At 60.6% G+C, this 16,763-nt stretch carries 12 protein-coding genes, 1 pseudogene and 1 riboswitch; of the genes and pseudogenes, 8 read left to right on the forward strand and 5 right to left on the reverse strand.

Features of this window, described 5'->3' with window-relative positions; genetic code table 11:
• Positions 1 to 157 precede the first annotated feature (157 nt).
• Genes AC1L6K_RS19875 through AC1L6K_RS19895 form a run of 5 tightly spaced genes read left to right on the forward strand, consistent with a single transcriptional unit; the run spans position 158 to position 5,802 of the window.
• Entirely contained in the window at positions 158 to 1,468 is a 1,311-nt protein-coding gene (locus AC1L6K_RS19875) for an MFS transporter (RefSeq protein ID WP_480950547.1), read from the forward strand.
• Positions 1,468 to 2,190, forward strand: a complete 723-nt coding sequence (locus AC1L6K_RS19880; RefSeq protein ID WP_480950548.1) for a GntR family transcriptional regulator — start codon at positions 1,468 to 1,470, stop codon at positions 2,188 to 2,190. The genes AC1L6K_RS19875 and AC1L6K_RS19880 overlap by 1 nt, the downstream gene beginning before the upstream one ends.
• A 59-nt stretch (positions 2,191 to 2,249) precedes the next feature.
• The gene (locus AC1L6K_RS19885; RefSeq protein ID WP_480950549.1) at positions 2,250 to 3,641 is read left to right on the forward strand and encodes a dihydroorotase; all 1,392 of its coding nucleotides are present in this window, start codon (positions 2,250 to 2,252) and stop codon (positions 3,639 to 3,641) included.
• Positions 3,642 to 3,677: 36 nt separating this feature from the next.
• A complete protein-coding gene (locus AC1L6K_RS19890) occupies positions 3,678 to 4,385 on the forward strand; it encodes an isochorismatase family protein (protein ID WP_480950550.1) in 708 nt (235 codons plus the stop codon).
• Between the two features lie 31 nt (positions 4,386 to 4,416).
• Positions 4,417 to 5,802, forward strand: a complete 1,386-nt coding sequence (locus AC1L6K_RS19895; RefSeq protein WP_480950551.1) for an FAD-dependent oxidoreductase — start codon at positions 4,417 to 4,419, stop codon at positions 5,800 to 5,802.
• A gap of 1,414 nt (positions 5,803 to 7,216) precedes the next feature.
• Here AC1L6K_RS19895 and AC1L6K_RS19900 read toward each other — a convergent pair.
• From AC1L6K_RS19900 to AC1L6K_RS19910, 3 genes and pseudogenes are all read right to left on the reverse strand, one after another.
• On the reverse strand, positions 7,217 to 8,551 hold the full coding sequence (locus AC1L6K_RS19900) for an LLM class flavin-dependent oxidoreductase (RefSeq protein ID WP_480950552.1): 1,335 nt from the start codon (positions 8,549 to 8,551) through the stop codon (positions 7,217 to 7,219).
• 2 nt (positions 8,552 to 8,553) lie between these two features.
• Positions 8,554 to 9,318, reverse strand: a complete 765-nt coding sequence (locus AC1L6K_RS19905) for a 3-oxoacyl-ACP reductase (protein WP_480950553.1) — start codon at positions 9,316 to 9,318, stop codon at positions 8,554 to 8,556.
• 73 nt (positions 9,319 to 9,391) lie between these two features.
• Positions 9,392 to 9,485: riboswitch (TPP riboswitch) on the reverse strand.
• Between the two features lie 401 nt (positions 9,486 to 9,886).
• Positions 9,887 to 10,500 (reverse strand): annotated as a pseudogene (locus tag AC1L6K_RS19910) (ISAzo13 family transposase); the annotation flags it as partial.
• Positions 10,501 to 10,848: 348 nt separating this feature from the next.
• Here AC1L6K_RS19910 and AC1L6K_RS19915 point away from each other — a divergent pair.
• The 3 genes from AC1L6K_RS19915 to AC1L6K_RS19925 all read left to right on the forward strand — a co-directional run bounded on the left by AC1L6K_RS19915 (position 10,849) and on the right by AC1L6K_RS19925 (position 11,967).
• Positions 10,849 to 11,001 (forward strand): hypothetical protein, encoded by a 153-nt coding sequence (locus AC1L6K_RS19915; RefSeq protein WP_480950554.1) that lies wholly within the window; start codon positions 10,849 to 10,851, stop codon positions 10,999 to 11,001.
• Positions 10,998 to 11,342 (forward strand): TraR/DksA family transcriptional regulator, encoded by a 345-nt coding sequence (locus AC1L6K_RS19920; RefSeq protein ID WP_480950555.1) that lies wholly within the window; start codon positions 10,998 to 11,000, stop codon positions 11,340 to 11,342. Before AC1L6K_RS19915 ends, AC1L6K_RS19920 begins: the two co-directional genes overlap by 4 nt.
• Before the next feature lie 307 nt (positions 11,343 to 11,649).
• Complete coding sequence (locus tag AC1L6K_RS19925; protein WP_480950556.1) at positions 11,650 to 11,967, forward strand: DUF6457 domain-containing protein; 318 nt, start codon at positions 11,650 to 11,652, stop codon at positions 11,965 to 11,967.
• 64 nt (positions 11,968 to 12,031) lie between these two features.
• Here AC1L6K_RS19925 and AC1L6K_RS19930 read toward each other — a convergent pair whose 3' ends face one another.
• Positions 12,032 to 14,377: an FdhF/YdeP family oxidoreductase gene (locus AC1L6K_RS19930; RefSeq protein ID WP_480952834.1), complete on the reverse strand. Its 2,346-nt coding sequence runs from the start codon at positions 14,375 to 14,377 to the stop codon at positions 12,032 to 12,034.
• An 862-nt stretch (positions 14,378 to 15,239) separates the two neighbouring features.
• Complete coding sequence (locus AC1L6K_RS19935) at positions 15,240 to 16,250, reverse strand: MsnO8 family LLM class oxidoreductase (RefSeq protein WP_480950557.1); 1,011 nt, start codon at positions 16,248 to 16,250, stop codon at positions 15,240 to 15,242.
• Between the last annotated feature and the right edge of the window lie 513 nt (positions 16,251 to 16,763).

Raw genomic sequence — 16,763 nt, forward strand, 5'->3', positions numbered from 1 at the left:
AACGACTCAAGCACAGTCACCACTATCCGGTGACAGGCGATCAGCAAAGTACGGATTTGAAATAAATGTGAACTGTTGACAGTTTACAGTTCACTGAGGTTTACTATGAACTGCGCCACATTCCACCTCCCTCTCCCCGTCAGGCTAAGGAACGATTATGAGCACTGAAGCCACCTCCAGAATCTCAACTGAACAGCAAAAGATATCCCCCAGAGTCGTCTTGGCTGGCGCCGTAGGGTCGATCGTTGAATACTTCGACTTCGGCATCTATGGGTACGTAGCCACGATCCTGGCCGTCCACTTCTTCGCCGCCGGCGAACCCGTAGTCGCCTTGCTCGCAACGTTGGCCACATTCGCCATTGCTTTTGTGCTCCGCCCCGTGGGTGCCCTGCTTTTCGGACATTTTGGTGACAAGTTCGGCCGAAAGAATGCCCTTGCTGCCACGGTGGTCCTTATGGCCGTCGCCAGCGGCTTGATTGGCATCCTGCCTACCTACGCCGCGATTGGTTTGGGGTCGACCCTGCTGCTCGTGCTCGCCCGGTGTTTGCAGGGTCTGGCCGCCGGAGGCGAACTCGGTGGTGCCGCATCATTCGTGGCCGAAAAATCACCAAACGCCAATCGCGGACTGCTCTGCTCAACAACGCAGATGGGCGCTCTGGTTGGTTCATTGATTGCTTCTTTGACGGTGTTCATTCTCAACCTGACTCTCGGCAGCGAAACTATGATGGAGTGGGGCTGGCGCCTGCCATTCCTGATCGCAATCCCGCTGGGGCTCTTCGGTCTGTGGATTCGCAATGGACTTGAAGAGTCTGAGGAATTCCAGGCGGTCAAGGAAACCACTCCTGTGGCCAAGCAGGCTCCGATCCGTGTCATGTTTACCAAGTACCCCAAGGTGGTCCTCCATGTTGTCGGACTGTCCATCCTGCTCTTCTCGGCCTACTACGTTGCCTACGTCTATGTGAACATTCACATGCAAAGGGTCCTGGGCTTCGATTCCAACTTCGCATATCTATCCACCACACTGACACTGCTGGTTTCCGTCATTGCCATGCCGATGTTCGGGGCACTCTCGGACAAGGTTGGCCGTCGCCCCATTTTCATCGGGGCAACCATTGCTGCCATGGTTCTGTCCGTTCCTGCCTTCCTGCTTTTTGAACATGGAGGTGTCACAGCAATCGTCGCCCATATCCTGCTCGGCCTGGTTGACGCCGCACTTATGGGCGTGGCTCTGTCCACGTTCGCCGAAATGTTTCCCACGGAAATTCGGTATACCGGCATTGCGTTCGGCTTCAGCGTTGGTGCTGCCGTGGCCGGTGGCACCGCTCCCTACATCTGTACTTGGCTCACCGAAACAACGGGCACCGCCCTCGCCCCTGCTTTCTTCGTAATAGCCACGGCACTCATCACCCTGGTGCCCGCGCTGAGGTTGAAAGAGACCAAGGGCATTGATTTGGGAGAGGTCAAATAATGTCGCCCGCACCTACCGAGGGGCAGGAGGGAACGATCCGCCGAGAATCCACCATCTCCCGCCAAATCGAATCCATTGTCCGTGACATGGTCCTCAATGGCACCCTTGTCGCGGGGGAACGCCTGAATGAAGTGTCACTCTCAGAATCCATAGGCGTCAGTCGAGGTCCGCTGCGTGAAGCCATCCAGAAACTGGCTGGGGAAGGGCTCTTGGAACTCAAAAGCCACCGGGGCGCGTTTGTGCGAGAGTACAAGCCTCAGGAGATCGTCGAAATCTACGAAATGCGTATCGCTCTCGAGCTCTACGCCGTGCGCCTTGTGATTGCCCGTGCCAGCGATGAAGACCTGGCGGACTTGGATACAGTCATCGCCGACCACACGGCCCAGGGACTTGGAACCGACACCGCGTCGACACCCAAGTCATCCGGGCCCTACGTCGCCGAGCTGGACTTCCACCAGCGCATGGTGGCCCTTGCCGGAAATCAAGCAATCAGCGCGGCCTGCCTCGAGGCAAACCACCGCCTCTATCTGGCTTTGTCCGACAGAGAGCAATCGGGCACACGCAAACGCCATGCCAGCGGAGAACACCTCGACGTGTTGCAAGCACTGCGGTCGCGCGATGTCCTCGCAGCAACGACCGTCTTGGAGGCCCATCTGGAGGCTTCCTTGAAGAATACGCTGGCTGTTCTTGGCCTCGAAAGTCGGACCACCCTCAACGACTAATCAGTGCCACATGCATGACCGGGCCACTGTGCCTCATTCAATAACAACAGGAGTTTTTTGTGACTACTTTCGATCTGTGCCTTCGCGGCGGCCAAGCGATGCTTCCGGGCATTGGACTTACCTCAGCCGACATCTACGTTAAGGACGGTAAAATCGCGGCGTTCAGTTCACCGGAAACGACTTTTGACGCGGTGGAGACAGTCGACGTCGATGGTCGTTGGATTCTGCCGGGAGTCATTGACGCCCATGTTCACCTTGGGCAAGATATCTCCGCACCCAAAACTGTTGCGGATGCAGAACGGGAAACTGCCTCCGCGGCGGCTGGCGGCGTGACCACCATGCTGGCCTACCTCATGAGTCCGAAGCCGTACCAAGACGTGTACCCCGGGGCCAAGGACGTCATGGCGGCGAACTCCCACACGGACTTTGGCTTCCACTTCTGCGTGGTGACCCCCGAACAGGTCCGGGACATCGGCAGCTATGCCGAGGACATGGGTGTCTCAAGCTTTAAGGTCTTCACGAACTTCCGCGGCGCGGAGGGCGCATATCTTGGCCTTCCCGGCAACGACGATTCCTTCTTATTTGATGCCTTGGAGGCGGCCGCTGAATCCGGAAGCCTGATCGCCCAGCACGCCGAGAACATCGAGCTGGTCTGGCGCCTGCGTGAAAATACAGTGCAGGATCCCGATGGTGGGCTGCCTGCCTGGAATGCGATCCGGCCTGCCTATGTGGAAGCAGAAGCCGAAGGACGCGTCGGCTACCTGGCCAGTGTCACCGGCGCCTCAGCCTATGCCGTGCACGTCACCAGCCCTGACTCCCTGGCGGCCATCGATCGGCAGAAGAGCCACTACCCAAACCTCTTTGTCGAGACCTGCCCCCACTACCTAACCTTGAACATCGACTCCCCCGTAGGTTCCCGAGGCAAAGTGAATCCGCCCTTGCGCGAATCCGCAGCCAACGAGGCCCTGTGGGAAGCCATCCGCCACGGGCGCATCGACGTTCTCGGCTCCGACCATGTGCCGCGTCACTTCAGCGCCAAAGACAAAGACATTTGGAGCGCGTCGGCCGGTTTCCCGGGCACCGGCACGATGTTCCCCCTGTTCCTATCCGAGTCAATCCGCCGGGGCATCCCGTTGGAAACCGTCGTCAACATGACGTCCACTCGTCCGGCACAAATTTTTGGCATGGGCGCGAGAAAAGGCGCCCTACGGCTGGGGTTCGACGCTGACTTCGTCGTTGTGAACCCTCACGAGGGCTTCGATGTCACCGCAGCCACGCAGCACTCCGGCGCAGAATATAGCGTTTGGGAAGGCTGGGCCTCGGACATCAGCATCGATCACACGATTGTGCAGGGACGCTTTGCTGTACGCGATGGTGAATTGACCACCACAACCGGGCAGTTCATTCCCCGCCGCCACAGCGGACACCAGGCTCTGGCCGAACTGCTCTAAACCTCGTCCACGAACCCCGAGAACTCAGGAGACACCATGAACCAACAGGCACAACCCACCAACCCCTGGCACGGTGTAATCACCGCCGACGACGAGAAACGCTACGAAGCGGCCGGCTTCGGGCAGCCGGTGGGGGCAGGCAAGCGGCCCGCTCTGCTGATCATCGATGCCCAATACCGCACGGTAGGCATGACTCCCAAGCCGTTCTTCCAATCAGTGGAAGAGGAGTTCACCACCAGCTGTGGCGACTCGGGCTGGGAGGCCTTGGCCAACGTTGCAGAACTGCTCCCGGTCTTCCGCCGAAATGGCTGGCCCGTCATATACCCGCATGTTGCACCGAAGCAGTCATTCGACGGCGGGCGCCTGGGCGCTAAAGTCCCCGGCATCATGAACATCGCCGAAAAAGGGTACGAATTCGTTCCAACGATCGCACCTGAGCCCGGTGAAATTCTACTTCCGAAGCGACACCCCAGCGCCTTCTTCGGGACCCCGCTGCTGAGCTACCTCATCGAACGCCAGATCGACACCCTCGTGGTGACCGGGGCAACCACCAGCGGTTGCGTACGCGGCACCGTCGTCGATGGTTTCTCCTACAACTTCAGGGTCCTCGTCCCCCACGATGCCGTGTACGACCGCACCGAGACGGTCCACAAAGCCAACTTGTTCGACATGGCCCAGAAATACGCGGACGTCTCCTCCACTCAAGAGGTCTTGGTCCAACTCGCACAGATTCCACAGTCCTAACCGGGCGCAAAACGACGTAAGGAAGCTTGCCTTGACCTACACCCCAGCCACCACTGCAACACAGGAATACGACCTTGTCATCGTCGGGGCAGGCGCTTGCGGCATGGTCGCGGCCCTGGCCGCCAGCGACGCCGGAAAATCAGTCCTAATCCTGGAGAAGCAAGGCCAACCCGGCGGTAACAGCACGCTAAGCACCGGATCCGTCCCAGGAGCCGGCACACGTTTTCAGCGGGAGGCCGGCATTAATGACGACCCCATCGCCATGACACGGGACCTCCTGGAAACCAGCGGGCCGCATGAAGCGGCAGACCTGGTCACATGGATGGCCGAGTCATCCGCCGCGATCATTGAATGGCTCGTGGACACCCATGACATCGGCCTGTACCTCATTACAGACTACAAACATGTTGGCCACTCTGTCCCACGCCTGCATGCGCCTTCCGACCGCAACGGGGCAAACCTGACGCTCGACCTGCAGCATGCCTGTGAAGCGGCGGGAGTGGAGATCAGGGTCAACACGCCCGTTACCGGCCTACTTGAAGACAATGGAACCATCACCGGGGTGACCATACAAGCACCTTCCGGCGGAGTGCAGGATGTTAGCGCCCAAGCCGTGCTGCTTGCCTCCAATGGGTTTGGCAACAGCAAAGATTTGCTCGCACGATGGATCCCCGAAATGGTCCACACCCCCTACTTTGGCGCAGCAGGGTCCACCGGTGAGGCTATCCTCTGGGCAGAGGATCTGGGTGCCGGCCTAGCCAACATCAGCGCCTACCAGGCGTACGCGTCGGTGGCCACCAACGCCGGGGACATCCTGTCCTGGACCACCGTGGAGCTGGGTGCCGTGATCGTCGGTCCCGACGGTAAGCGCTTCGGAAACGAAGCCATAGGCTACTCGGCCTTTGCCGAGGTCGTAGCGGGCCAAAGCGAGGAGAGCTACACGATCATGGATCGGAAGATCTACGACTATGTGGCGAAGAATGAACCGCGCTTCGTCAAGATCATCAACCTCGGCTGCGTGCAGGAAGCCGCTGGCATCCAGGCGTTGGCGGCCTACATCGGCTGCGATGCCTCAAACTTGGAGTCAACACTCGCTGCCAGCCGGGCAGCTGCGGTGGGTGAACAGGCTGACGAATTCGGCCGGACAGACTTCGGGCTCGGAGCACTGGAGGGAAGCTACTTCATCTGCCGCACTGTGCCGGGCATGTTCCACACCCAAGGGGGCGTGCAGGTCGACCGCAACGCACGCGCCTTGGACGGTAACGGCACCCCCATCCCCGGTCTCTATGCCGGTGGTGGCGTCGCCGCAGGCATTTCCGGTCTGCAAGGTGCCGACGGTTACGCCTCGGGCAATGGCTTGCTGACCGCCGTCGGACTCGGCTATGCAGCCGGACGCGACGTGGCCGGGTACAGCTAGCGGGCATTCTCATCCCTCTAGGCCATAAGCTATTTGGCCGGAGCGGAAGGGAACTCAACGAAGACTCGCGGGTACCGGCCCATAAGTACGGACTGTGCTGCAGAAAGTTAACGCAAGCGCCCGCAGAGGCGCAGGATCGATACCCAGCCTGCGCCTCTGCCAACCGAACCAGCCAAGGCGTCCCACGTCCAGGACACCTCGCCAGATAGCCAGGCGATTGCGTTTGGAAACTGCGTCGAGACCATGACGAAATCACCTAAGGCCGAGGGCCGCACCGTGTCCCATGAAGCGACTTACTGGGGGATCTACGCCCTGCCCGAAGGCAAGCCCGCACCGTCGATGCAGAAGCGCGGCAGTCCAATCACTAGTGAACGTTGGGATTTCAACCGACATTTCCGAGTGCGGTAGCCAGGCTAAATTGCCTAGTGGAACTCAAAAGGCAAACTATCGACGCCGGTCAGACTCACATTCACCGACTCGCGCATGCCGCCCGTTGTCAACGTTTGTAGCCCCGCTGTCCCGTCAGGGGTCGATTTCCAGCTCTCAAAGGGTCGTTTTGACCTGTTTTTGCATAATGCGCTTGCAACAATAAGTGATACTAAATACTCTCCACTTTGCACTGATTAGGATGAGTTTCGTACGACGTGATGGGAACTCCCGCCTACGGCTAAGCGGCCTCGAATGCAGTGGATCGGCCATCAACGTGGTGCTTGTCATTTTACTCTCGATACATCCCCAGCTGCCCGGGCGAGACTCACAGTTCGGGTTGCTTTTCCCTTGAGTCCCCCGCATGTGACACCGGAGGGTCACGGGTATGTAGGTTCTGTGTGGGCAATCCAGCAACCGTAGCGAGTCTCTGTGTCGATTGAGACCACGGTGAAATGTGATGTTTCCGCACCATTTGCCATCCGTTGATGCTAGTGCAGAATCTATGGAGCATGTCCTGCATCTTCATGCCTCCGCGCTTTGCCGACCACAAAGCCCACCTCAGCGACGGCTGGACTATAGGTGGCTGTGTGGGTGGTAATGCGTTGCTGGTTCAGTGGAGCATTTCAGGAGTGACAACCGCCCGCCTATGATTCGAACATGGACGCTACCTCGTTCGCTGCAATCGCCACCGCCACCTCAGCCGCCGTCATCGGCCTAGTGTGAACGCCCCGACCGCAGCCCCATCGTGGTTGCTGGTGCCAAGGAGGCCAGAAAATCAGAAATTCTGTGCGGCCTGAGCTCGGCATAAATTTTGAACCATTGAGCCTTGTTCGTCTACTGCGACCAATTCACTGCCATCGTCCGTTCTCGACACCTGCTCCCCAGGAATTCTGTGGCCGGCGCCCTGTCGATGATGCCACATGACGACCAGTGCGGTGTTAGGACCAAGCGGAGCGCCCGATAGCCGTATTCCACGGACCCAACGTCATCCCTGGTGCGAGTCGGGACGTGCCAGGCCCAAATTCTCCCGCAGGGTGCTCCCCTGATAGGAGGAACGGAAGATCCCCCGTTCCTGCAGGATTGGCACCACCAATTCCACAAAATTCCTGAGTGATTCAGGGTAGGCGGGGCACATGAGGTTGAATCCGTCGCAGGCGCCCGATTCAAACCAGGCCTGTATCTCATCCGCGACTTCGTTGGCGGTTCCCATCATGGTGGCGTGCCCACCCCCGGCGGCCAAAAAGCCCAACAATTCTCGCAAGGTAGGTTGCATCGTCGCAATGATGCGCTGCACCGTGAGGTATCGGCCCTGAGGCCCCGTGAATGTTGCGGCAGGGGGCAGCGGGGCCACGAGGTGATCGAGTCCGTGTCCGCTGTAGTCCATTCCGGTGAAAATATTGAGCTGGCCGATGGCTGTGTCAATGTCCAGGTAGGCGTCCAGTGCCCGTTTTTTCTCCATGGCTTGCTCACTGGTGGCGGCGACATAGGTGACAAGGCCGGGAAGAATCGGGACCGTGGTCCCGTCTCGGCCGGCAGCAGCCAGGCGGGTCCGCATGTCAGTGGCGAATTCGATTGCGGAGTCCTTGTCCCACGACACCGAATAGATGGCTTCGGCAAATTGCGCAGCAAAATCTCGTCCGGCCTCCGAGGAACCCGCTTGGAACAGCACCGGCCTCCCCTGCGGGGAACGGGGGACATTCAGTGGCCCCGCCACGGAGAAATACTTCCCGGCGTGGTTGATCGGCTGGATCTGTTCCGGATCAATAAATGTTCCCAGCTCCCGGTCCTTGGGCAATGCCTGGTCCGACCAGGAATCCCAGAGCCGCTGGATCACCCGGACGAATTCATCCGCCCGCTCATAGCGTTCGGCGTGCGTGGGCAGGGCCGCGAACCCGTGGTTTTGCGCCTCGGCGTCGAACATGGAGGTGACTATGTTTGCGCCCACTCGGCCGCCGCTGATGTGGTCCAGGGAGGCCAGCATGCGGGAGGCGTGGAAGGGTGTGTAGAAGCTGGAGGAGACGGTGGTGACCAGGCCAATGTGTTTCGTGGCCCGGGCAAGGGCACTCAGTGCCGTGATCGGTTCCAAGAGCGAGGGCACACCGGCGGAATACTGCCGGTTGACGCTGTGACCGTCGGCGAAGAAAACCGCGTCAAAGCATCCGCTTTCAGCCAGCTGGGCCAGCTCCTCGAAATAGGCTATGTCCCCGACACGGTCGGCGCTGGAATCCGGATGCCGCCAGCCCATGGTGTGGTGCCCTGCACCGAAGAGGAAGGCGTTGATGTGCATTTGCCGCGTGTTGGTGACGCCGTCAGTTGCCATCACTAGTTCATCACCAGTCCGCCGTCGACCACGAGGTTTTGTCCCGTCACTGCCCGGGACCAGGGTGATGCGAAGAACAGCACTGCATCAGCAAATTCAGCTGGTGTGGTGACCTTGCGCAGAGGTGTTCCGCCAGCGATCAAGTCGAAGACCTGCTCAGGTGTGGCGGCAGAGGCGTCGGTGGTGCGCAGCAGTCCCCCGGAGACCATGTTCACTCGAATTTTGGACGGGCCCAGGTCGGCAGCGAAGGTGCGTGTCAGTGCCAGTAGGGCAGCCTTGGCCGCGGTGTAGTCGTGGTAGGGCACCACCGGGTTTTGGAAAAGGTTGGTGCCAATGTTCACGATGACACCGAACCCGGCGTCTTTCATGCCCGGCAGCACCTCCTGAATCGTGTTCAGCGCACCGCCCACAACGCCGGAAAACTGGGCCGTAAATTCGTCGTAGCCAATGCCGTCCGCCTTTGACCGCGCGTCACCGTTAAAGGAAAAATCGGGCAAGGCGTTATTGATGACGGTGGTAATGGTCGCACCAAAATGCTCAGCTGCGGCAGTCACCATGGCTTGGACCTCGTCGGGGCGGGTGACATCGGCGCGCAAGGCAACGGCTTGTTCAGATCCGATGTCAGCGGCCAGTTCCCGTGCCGCCGCGTCACTGTTGCGGTAGTTCAGCACCACCCTGGCACCTTCCCGGGCGAAGGAACGGGCCACATCGGCACCTAGTCCGCGGCCTGCTCCGGTAATCAGTACGATCTGGTCTTTGATTTGCATGTCATACACCTTTCAGCGGAGCGAAAGGATGCCAGGAATGCACGAAGGTCTGGCTCGAGGGGACACATCGTCATTGCTGCAGGACCGGCATCCCTTCGCTCGGATTATCGAGATCAGGTTCAACGGGTCTAGCTCTCAGCCGCCAGGCGGCACCCCGTGTCGTGTCCTCGGCCAAACTACCACGGTTCGGACGGCGGCACGCAACGCCGTGTCCTCCCTCTTCGACTCAGCGCTGCAAAGTGTTGCCGTAGCTGCCCACATGGAAAATGGAGAGCTTCTGACCGGCTGATTGCCGGCTACTCTGAGTAATTCCACGGGTTGTGTGCGCCGGCCTGTCCGCCGCTCCAAAGAACTAATACGAGACCGCGCCCAACCTGCGGGCGCCACCCTCCAGCCGTGCCCGGGCCCTCATCTGTACCGGAGCCCCGGTAACAGATGACGCAACAGAGCCCTACGAAGTATCGATCTCCTGTACAGATGTATTTGCGACCGAGCGAAAAACGTTCGACTCTCTAGAAGAGGCTCGAGCTGACACGCGCCGGCGCGTTTATGGTGCCTCAAGATGCTCTTAGGGCTCACGTTGAAATTGGTTCTTGTTGTTCGGGCGTGTCGTTTTCTCCTTGGGGGCGGCGGTTACGGTGTAGTTCCAGTCGCCGTGGAAGTCGTGCCGGTGCAGGCGGGTCGCTTCGAAGGTTTTCATTTGTTGGTCGGTGATCCTGGTGCCTTTGGGGTAGGTGTTGGTGTCGCGCATTGACTCGATGGTGAGCCCGGATTTGTTGGTGGTTGCCGCGATGGTCTGGACGGCGACTTCGTGGGTTTGAAGGGGCCGGTCGCGCCAGTTCATGGTGATGGCGGAGAACATCCGGTGCTCAATCTTGTTCCACTTGGACGTTTCCGGGGGCAGGTGGCAGACGGTGATTTGAAGCCCGGTCTCGGCGGCCAGAGCGGCGAGTTCGGTTTTCCACAGCCGCGGCGGGACCCGTTGGATCCGCCGCCGTCCGCGGTGACCAGCAGCCTCTTCGCGTCCGGGTAGGCGGGGTGGCCGACTATTGTCCACCAGCGGCGGATCGACTCGACGGCGAAGGCGCCGGTTTCGGAGCCGACGTTGACGAGCCCGGTGTTCGCCCCGACGTCATAGATTCCGTAGGGCACCGCCTTGCCCTCCTTGCCGATGAAGTCGTAGATGGCATGCTCGGCCGTTGCCGTGCGAACGGCTTCCTCCCACACAGTTCCGGCCAAGCGCAGGGCCTGCTCAGTGATAGTGGCCAGCGTCGCGGCGCTCTTCGACCCGGCACTCTCACGCTCAGCCCGCCATTCCTTCGAGAACCGGGTCGCATCCGCGTTGGACACCCCGGCGGCCTTCCGCACGCACGAGGAAGCCGCGGCAGGCACAACTGACTTCGCGGCTGTGGCTGCGCGCAGGGGCACAGCCGTCGCGTAAGTCCCCACCGCTGAGTGCTGTTCGTTCGTGTCGGGAATCCGGTACGAACAGCACAGACGCAGGGGAAAGTTCCTAGGATGGGAGATGTGGTGGCAGATTCTCCCGGGGTGGTTCGTCAGCAAAATCTCCCCGACGAACCCGGTCGCCACGTCTACTACCAGCCGACCGGCAACGGCCACGAGCACTCCGTGCGGGAGCCTCTGAACAAGATTCAAAAGATCATCAAGGAGATGAATCCATGACCCAAGACGAGCAACAGCGCGCACTCCTGAACGATCACCTAGAGCGCATACAGGCCCGAGTGCACAAACTCGAAGCTGACCTCACCGCGGTGGTTCGTACCCGTCGCAACCAGTCCGACGATGATGAACACGATCCCGAAGGTGAAACCCTCTCTTCCCTTTGGTCCATGCAGGCAGGCCTCCTTGAAGCCGCACGTGTAGACGCCAGTCAGGCCAAAGACGCGATGCAGCGCCTCGAGGCAGGCACCTACGGCATCTGCATCTCCTGTCTCGAGCCCATCCCCATCGGCCAACTCGAAGTACGCCCCTTTCGAGAACGCTGCGTGCCATGCACAAGCTAAACACCCACCCGTGCCCGGAGACGCAGATAGTGAACCCCGTCGAGGGGTCAGGTGGCCCGGTATCGCCAAACCCCCTCACCACCCAGGCTAGAGTCCTAAGTCCGGCCTCGAGCACAGTTCTGATGCGTCGTGGTGGTGTCTTGCTCTCATGCCGCACTGGACCGACAGTCATGTCACCAATGGAACAAAACAACTACCGACAAACCTTGTTTTACTCCTGCTTCGGATGCTAAGCCTTGAGGGCGGAATGATCGCCGGGAGGCCTGGCACCGGCGGGAAGATCCCTCACGAAACCGAAGGAGCAGCTATGACGGACTATGACGATGAAAAGCGTGCCTTGGACGATTGGAGCCACCGGCTCTTGCATGCCTTGCAGATCCTGGACCTGGAAGCGGACGCTGAGTTGATCCTTAAGGTGGCTGAGAAATCATCCCGTTCGGTGAGCCCGTCTGCCGGCCCGATCGGCGCCTTCTATGTCGGCTACGCTGCGGCTTTGGCCACCACCAGCGGCGGCGTAGATACTCAGACGGCCGTGACCAACGCTGCAGAGAAGGTCATGAAGCTGTGCGAGGCAGTCAACGAGGGGGGTCCCGAAGGCGGTGGCTGGACAGAAACCGCCCAGTAGGCCGGAGCCAGGGCCTGGTGTTTTCCTTTTGGAATCGCCCGGTCCCGGTCCTGCCCAGCCCGGGTCAGACCGTGACCGAGGCCCCGGTCCCCCCACCCTCTACTCCCTCGCCGTTGCGGGCTGGCTCCAGCCGGACCACGACTTGTTTGGACACCGGGGTGTTGCTTCCTTCCGCCACGAACTCCAGTGGAACCAGTACATTCGCTTCCGGATAGTATGCGGCCGCGCAGCCCCGGGCACTGGGGTAGGCCACCACCCGGTAATTGCGTAATATGCGTTCTTTGTTGTCCTCATATTCGCCGTGGATATCGACGTACTGGCCGTCGGCAAGGCCGAGTTCGGCCAGGTCTTCAAGGTTGACGAAGACGACCTGGCGGCCTTTTTTGATACCTCGGTAGCGGTCGTCGTGGCCGTAGATCGTGGTGTTGAACTGGTCGTGTGAACGCATGGTTTGCAGGATCAGTCGTCCCGGCGGGCATTCCACGTGTTCCAGGTCGTTGACGGTGAATATGGCCTTGCCGGTGGCGGTGTGGAAGGTCCGTGAGTCGCGGGGGCCGTTTGCCATCACAAAGCCGCCTTCTTGGCGGATCCGCTGGTTGTAGTTCTCGCAGCCGTCCACCACGTGCGAGATGTGCTCGCGGATCAGGTCGTAGTTCTTCTCGAAGCCTGCCCAGTCCACGCTCACTTTCTCGCCCAATGTGGCCCGGGCCAGCCGGGAGACGATGGCGACCTCGGAGAGCAGATTCGGGGCCACCGGCTCCACCTTGCCCCAGGACGGATGTACGGCACAAACAGAGTCCTCCACGGAGACGAACTGGTCTCCGCTTCCCTGCCGGTCGATTTCTGTTCGGCCCATGGTGGGCAGTATCAGGGCCTCCTGGCCCACCACTGTGTGGGACCTGTTCAGCTTGGTGGAGATCTGGACCGTCATCTCCAGGTTCTCCATCGCCGCCTCCGCGGCGTGGGTGTCCGAAATGGCCGCCACAAGGTTCCCGCCCATGGCCACGAAAACCTTCATGTCGCCGTCGCGCATTTTCTGGATCGCCTGGACCGCGTCGGTGCCATGCTCCCGGGGCGGATTGAAGCCGAACTCCTTCTCGACCGCGTCCAGGAACACCGGGGGCATCTGTTCCCAGATGCCCATGGTGCGATCACCCTGGACGTTGCTGTGCCCGCGGATCGGGGACGCGCCGGCGCCGGGCTTGCCGATGTTGCCGCGCAGCAACAGCAAGTTGACGATCTCCTTTATGGTGGCCACCCCCTTCTTCTGCTGGGTCAGGCCCATGGCCCAGGTGATGATGACACGGTCCGCCCTGAGGTAGCGGGCGGCCAGCTCGTCGATCTCCTCCCGGGCCAGTCCCGTGGATTCCAGCACCGCGTCTTCATCCAGCCGGGCCAGATGGGCCTTGAGTTCCTCCAACCCTTCGCAGTGATCCTGGATGAATTGCCGGTCCAGCACCGTTCCCGGGTGAGTTTCCTCCGCTTCAAGGACCCGCTTGGAGACCGCCTGCAGCAGCGCCATGTCGCCGCCCAGGCGTATTTGCATGAACTGGTTCGCAATGTCGGTGCCGTGCCCGACGATGCCCTTAACCTCCTGCGGGTTTTTGTAACGCCGCAGGCCAGCCTCGGGCAGCGGATTGACGGCGACAATCGCGGCACCGTTGTTCTTGGCCTCTTCCAGGGCCGTGAGCATCCTAGGATGGTTGGTGCCCGGGTTCTGGCCCATGATGATGATCAGCTCGGACTTGCCAAAGTCATCGTAGGAGATGGTGCTCTTGCCGATGCCCAGGGTCTGACCCATGGCCCAGCCCGTGGACTCATGGCACATATTGGAGCAGTCCGGCAGGTTGTTGGTGCCGAACGCGCGCACGAACAGCTGGTACGCGAAGGCCGCCTCGTTGGAAGTACGTCCGCTGGTGTAGAAGACTGCCTCATCCGGGGATGCCAGGCTGTTCAGCTTCGCGCCGAGAATCGAGAACGCCTTCTCCCAGCTGACTGGTTGGTAGTGGTCTTCGCCGGCGGGCTTGTACACCGGCTCGGTCAGTCGGCCCTGTTGCCCCAGCCAGTACTCCGACTTCTGGCGCAGTTCGCTGACCGGATGTTCCGCCCAAAAGTCCGTGTCCACCGTGATCGGTGTGGCTTCCCACGTGACAGCCTTGGCCCCGTTCTCACAAAACTCAAAAGTCGAGCGGTGGTCGGGGTCCGGCCACGCACAACTCATGCAGTCAAAGCCGTCCCGTTGGTTCATCGCCAGAAGCGTCTTACGGCTCCTGTCCACGCCCATATCCCGCAGGGCCGGACCCATCGAATGCATAACCCCAGGCACGCCCGCCGCCCAGCTTTTCGGCTTGCCAACCTCAATGTCATTCCTGTCCGGCTCGTCAACCCGGGGAGAATTCTTGCGCGCCATTTCGAGCTTCCCTTCGTTCACCACTGCCTGTGCCCGCGATGATGCGTCATCCGTGACTTCAGACACTTATCTAGGCCTAACAGTTATTTGCACACGCCGCAAGCAAGGCACGTGCTTTCAATCCACAGGTACTGCACCAGCCCGGAACGACACCAGAGCCCGATGACCAGCGGCCCCCATACGGACGCCACGCCCCGGGATCCGAGGACGCGCTCCTGCACAATCCCCTCACCACTGGGCCGAGAACACATCAACCTCACCAGGGACTACCTCTGGCGCAACAGCGCCAGGCCCGACACAGGCAAATTCAGGCTGCTGCGCCCCGCCATCCCTGCCCTAGCATACGATTTTTCCCGTTTTCAGTATTCAGACCACAGGTCGTCTCGTCGGACGCCGGCAGCCAGGAAATCCGCCCGCTGGAGGTCGGTGGACTGCTGCCGCGTCGAAACGCGTACGTAGCCGATCAGTTGCGTCATGGGCTGCTCCGATGCGTTTCGTAACTCACGGTGGATACACCGATTCAACCGCACGGTTGCAAGACATGGTTACGAGAATCGCTGGCCGCTGACGAACCGTCACCATTCCGCGAAAATTGGAGCATTGCCGCCGCAGTGCTCACTCGGCCGGTGAGTCGTCTCGTATCCCTAGCGTTTCAAGAGCCGGCAGAAGCAGAACGCTGATATGTCTGCCGATGGGGCCGCGTTCTGCACCTTTAGAATGATCAGCTGAGGGTCAGCGATGTTGACACTTAGCGCTGCCAAAAAACCGCCACTTAGCGCTGCAATTCACAGCGGTGAAGATCCAGAATGCTCAGCGGCACAGTCAATGTGGGATTCATTTTCGTTGCAGCTGAACTTGAAACTTAAGCGTGAGTTCTACGCGTTGCCATGATGGCGGCCAGGGCGGCGTCAGCATCGTCACGATCGGCATCGGCGAACGTTGAGGCGCTGCTCATGATCTCGTCGGCACCGGTGAAAGCAATCAGCTCGTCCATGCGAGCTTCCACGGTGGCCGAATCGCCGTAGATCGCGTTTGCGAGCCAGTCATCGATCCCCTCCTGCTGACGAGCGGTCGGTCGTTTCGCCAGCACGCTCTCGACAGATTCCAGCGGTCCGAATTCGCCGGTCTCGCGCGAACGCACCATCGCCCACGCCTCGGGAAGCAGCAACTGCCGAGCCCGCTCGCGAGTCTTGGCAATCATGATGTCGACGCTGACAATGAGGTGCGCGGCGTCGCCGGCCCGTTCTCGGTACTGAGCCAGGGCATCCGGGTTCCGCAGCAGCGAACCGCCCACAACAGTGGGCAACCCGGCTTTACCGGAGACCTCCAGCCCTTGCTGCATTGCGAGAACAAACACCGGCGGCGGCGCACTTGCTGCCGGGCGCGCGGTGATGGGCCCAGTTCCGGCCAGTGCGTCGCGCAGTTCAGCGAGGTCATGGGGGAAGCGCTCGGCGGCAGCCGCCTCGGTGCGCAGGGCGCGACGCACTCCCGCCGTGAAGCCGAGTGAGCGCCCGACTCCGAGATCAACCCGACCTGGATACAGCGCCTCTAGCATGAGGAACTGCTCGGCGACCACAAACGGTGGGTGGTTGGGCAACATGACGCCGCCGCTCCCGATGCGGATGCTGGCGGTCGCCGCGCCGACGGCTGCCAGCAGGACGGCGGGACTGCCGCTCGCCACCCCGGGAACCCCGTGATGCTCGGCGACCCAGAAACGGTGGTAGCCATGCGCCTCGGCGCGCTGCGCACGGGCGATCGTGCGGTGCAGCGCCAGCGCATCCTCCTCGCCCTTCCGGGTGCGAGAACGGTCGAGCAGCGATAGCTGAACAGATTTAGACATTGTCTCGTGCAACGCCGGGCGGGCACTGTTCATTCCGCATCCAGCGTGGGCAGCCTCCTGGAGCTTTTGTCTCCGAGGGTCGCACTCTCGATCCCGGCGGGCCACTGAACTTTCGGCCTCGCTCTACTGGTGGGGCGTCCGGTACGTATAGGGATACCGCTGGCAGAACCAGCGCGATCGATTTAGCCCACGAGATCATTTCACGCGGAGCCTACCCGATCCACTGATCGACTGAATGACCCAGGCAAAGCTGGATTCATTCAGCACAAGCGCAGCAGCGACTCGTTCGCGAGCGGCATTCAACGAGCCGGGAACCATGGACATTCGAACCGAAACTGCCGGCACTGAACGGTCGGCACTACAGCCGCAAGTAAATACTATCGAATAGTATCGCCGCAGGTCAGAGCATGCTGAACCCTGAATACCTATCAACAGTTATCAACGTTTATGAACCCCGATTGCTGATCAGGGGTCAATTCTAACCTTCCAATAGGCTATTTTGACCTGTTCCTGCATGGCGTGACTCCAACAATGCAAGGTACTAAA

It is taken from the genome of Specibacter sp. BI4 (assembly GCF_056680095.1).

Bases quoted from the DNA above. Each gene is read 5' to 3' on its own strand.
- AC1L6K_RS19875 (WP_480950547.1), top strand. From the start codon at position 158: ATGAGCACTGAAGCCACCTCCAGAATCTCAACTGAACAGCAAAAGATA.
- AC1L6K_RS19880 (WP_480950548.1), top strand. From the start codon at position 1,468: ATGTCGCCCGCACCTACCGAGGGGCAGGAGGGAACGATCCGCCGAGAA.
- AC1L6K_RS19890 (WP_480950550.1), top strand. From the start codon at position 3,678: ATGAACCAACAGGCACAACCCACCAACCCCTGGCACGGTGTAATCACC.
- AC1L6K_RS19900 (WP_480950552.1), bottom strand. From the start codon at position 8,551: ATGGCAACTGACGGCGTCACCAACACGCGGCAAATGCACATCAACGCC.
- AC1L6K_RS19905 (WP_480950553.1), bottom strand. From the start codon at position 9,318: ATGCAAATCAAAGACCAGATCGTACTGATTACCGGAGCAGGCCGCGGA.
- AC1L6K_RS19920 (WP_480950555.1), top strand. From the start codon at position 10,998: ATGACCCAAGACGAGCAACAGCGCGCACTCCTGAACGATCACCTAGAG.
- AC1L6K_RS19925 (WP_480950556.1), top strand. From the start codon at position 11,650: ATGACGGACTATGACGATGAAAAGCGTGCCTTGGACGATTGGAGCCAC.
- AC1L6K_RS19930 (WP_480952834.1), bottom strand. From the start codon at position 14,377: ATGGCGCGCAAGAATTCTCCCCGGGTTGACGAGCCGGACAGGAATGAC.
- AC1L6K_RS19935 (WP_480950557.1), bottom strand. From the start codon at position 16,250: ATGAACAGTGCCCGCCCGGCGTTGCACGAGACAATGTCTAAATCTGTT.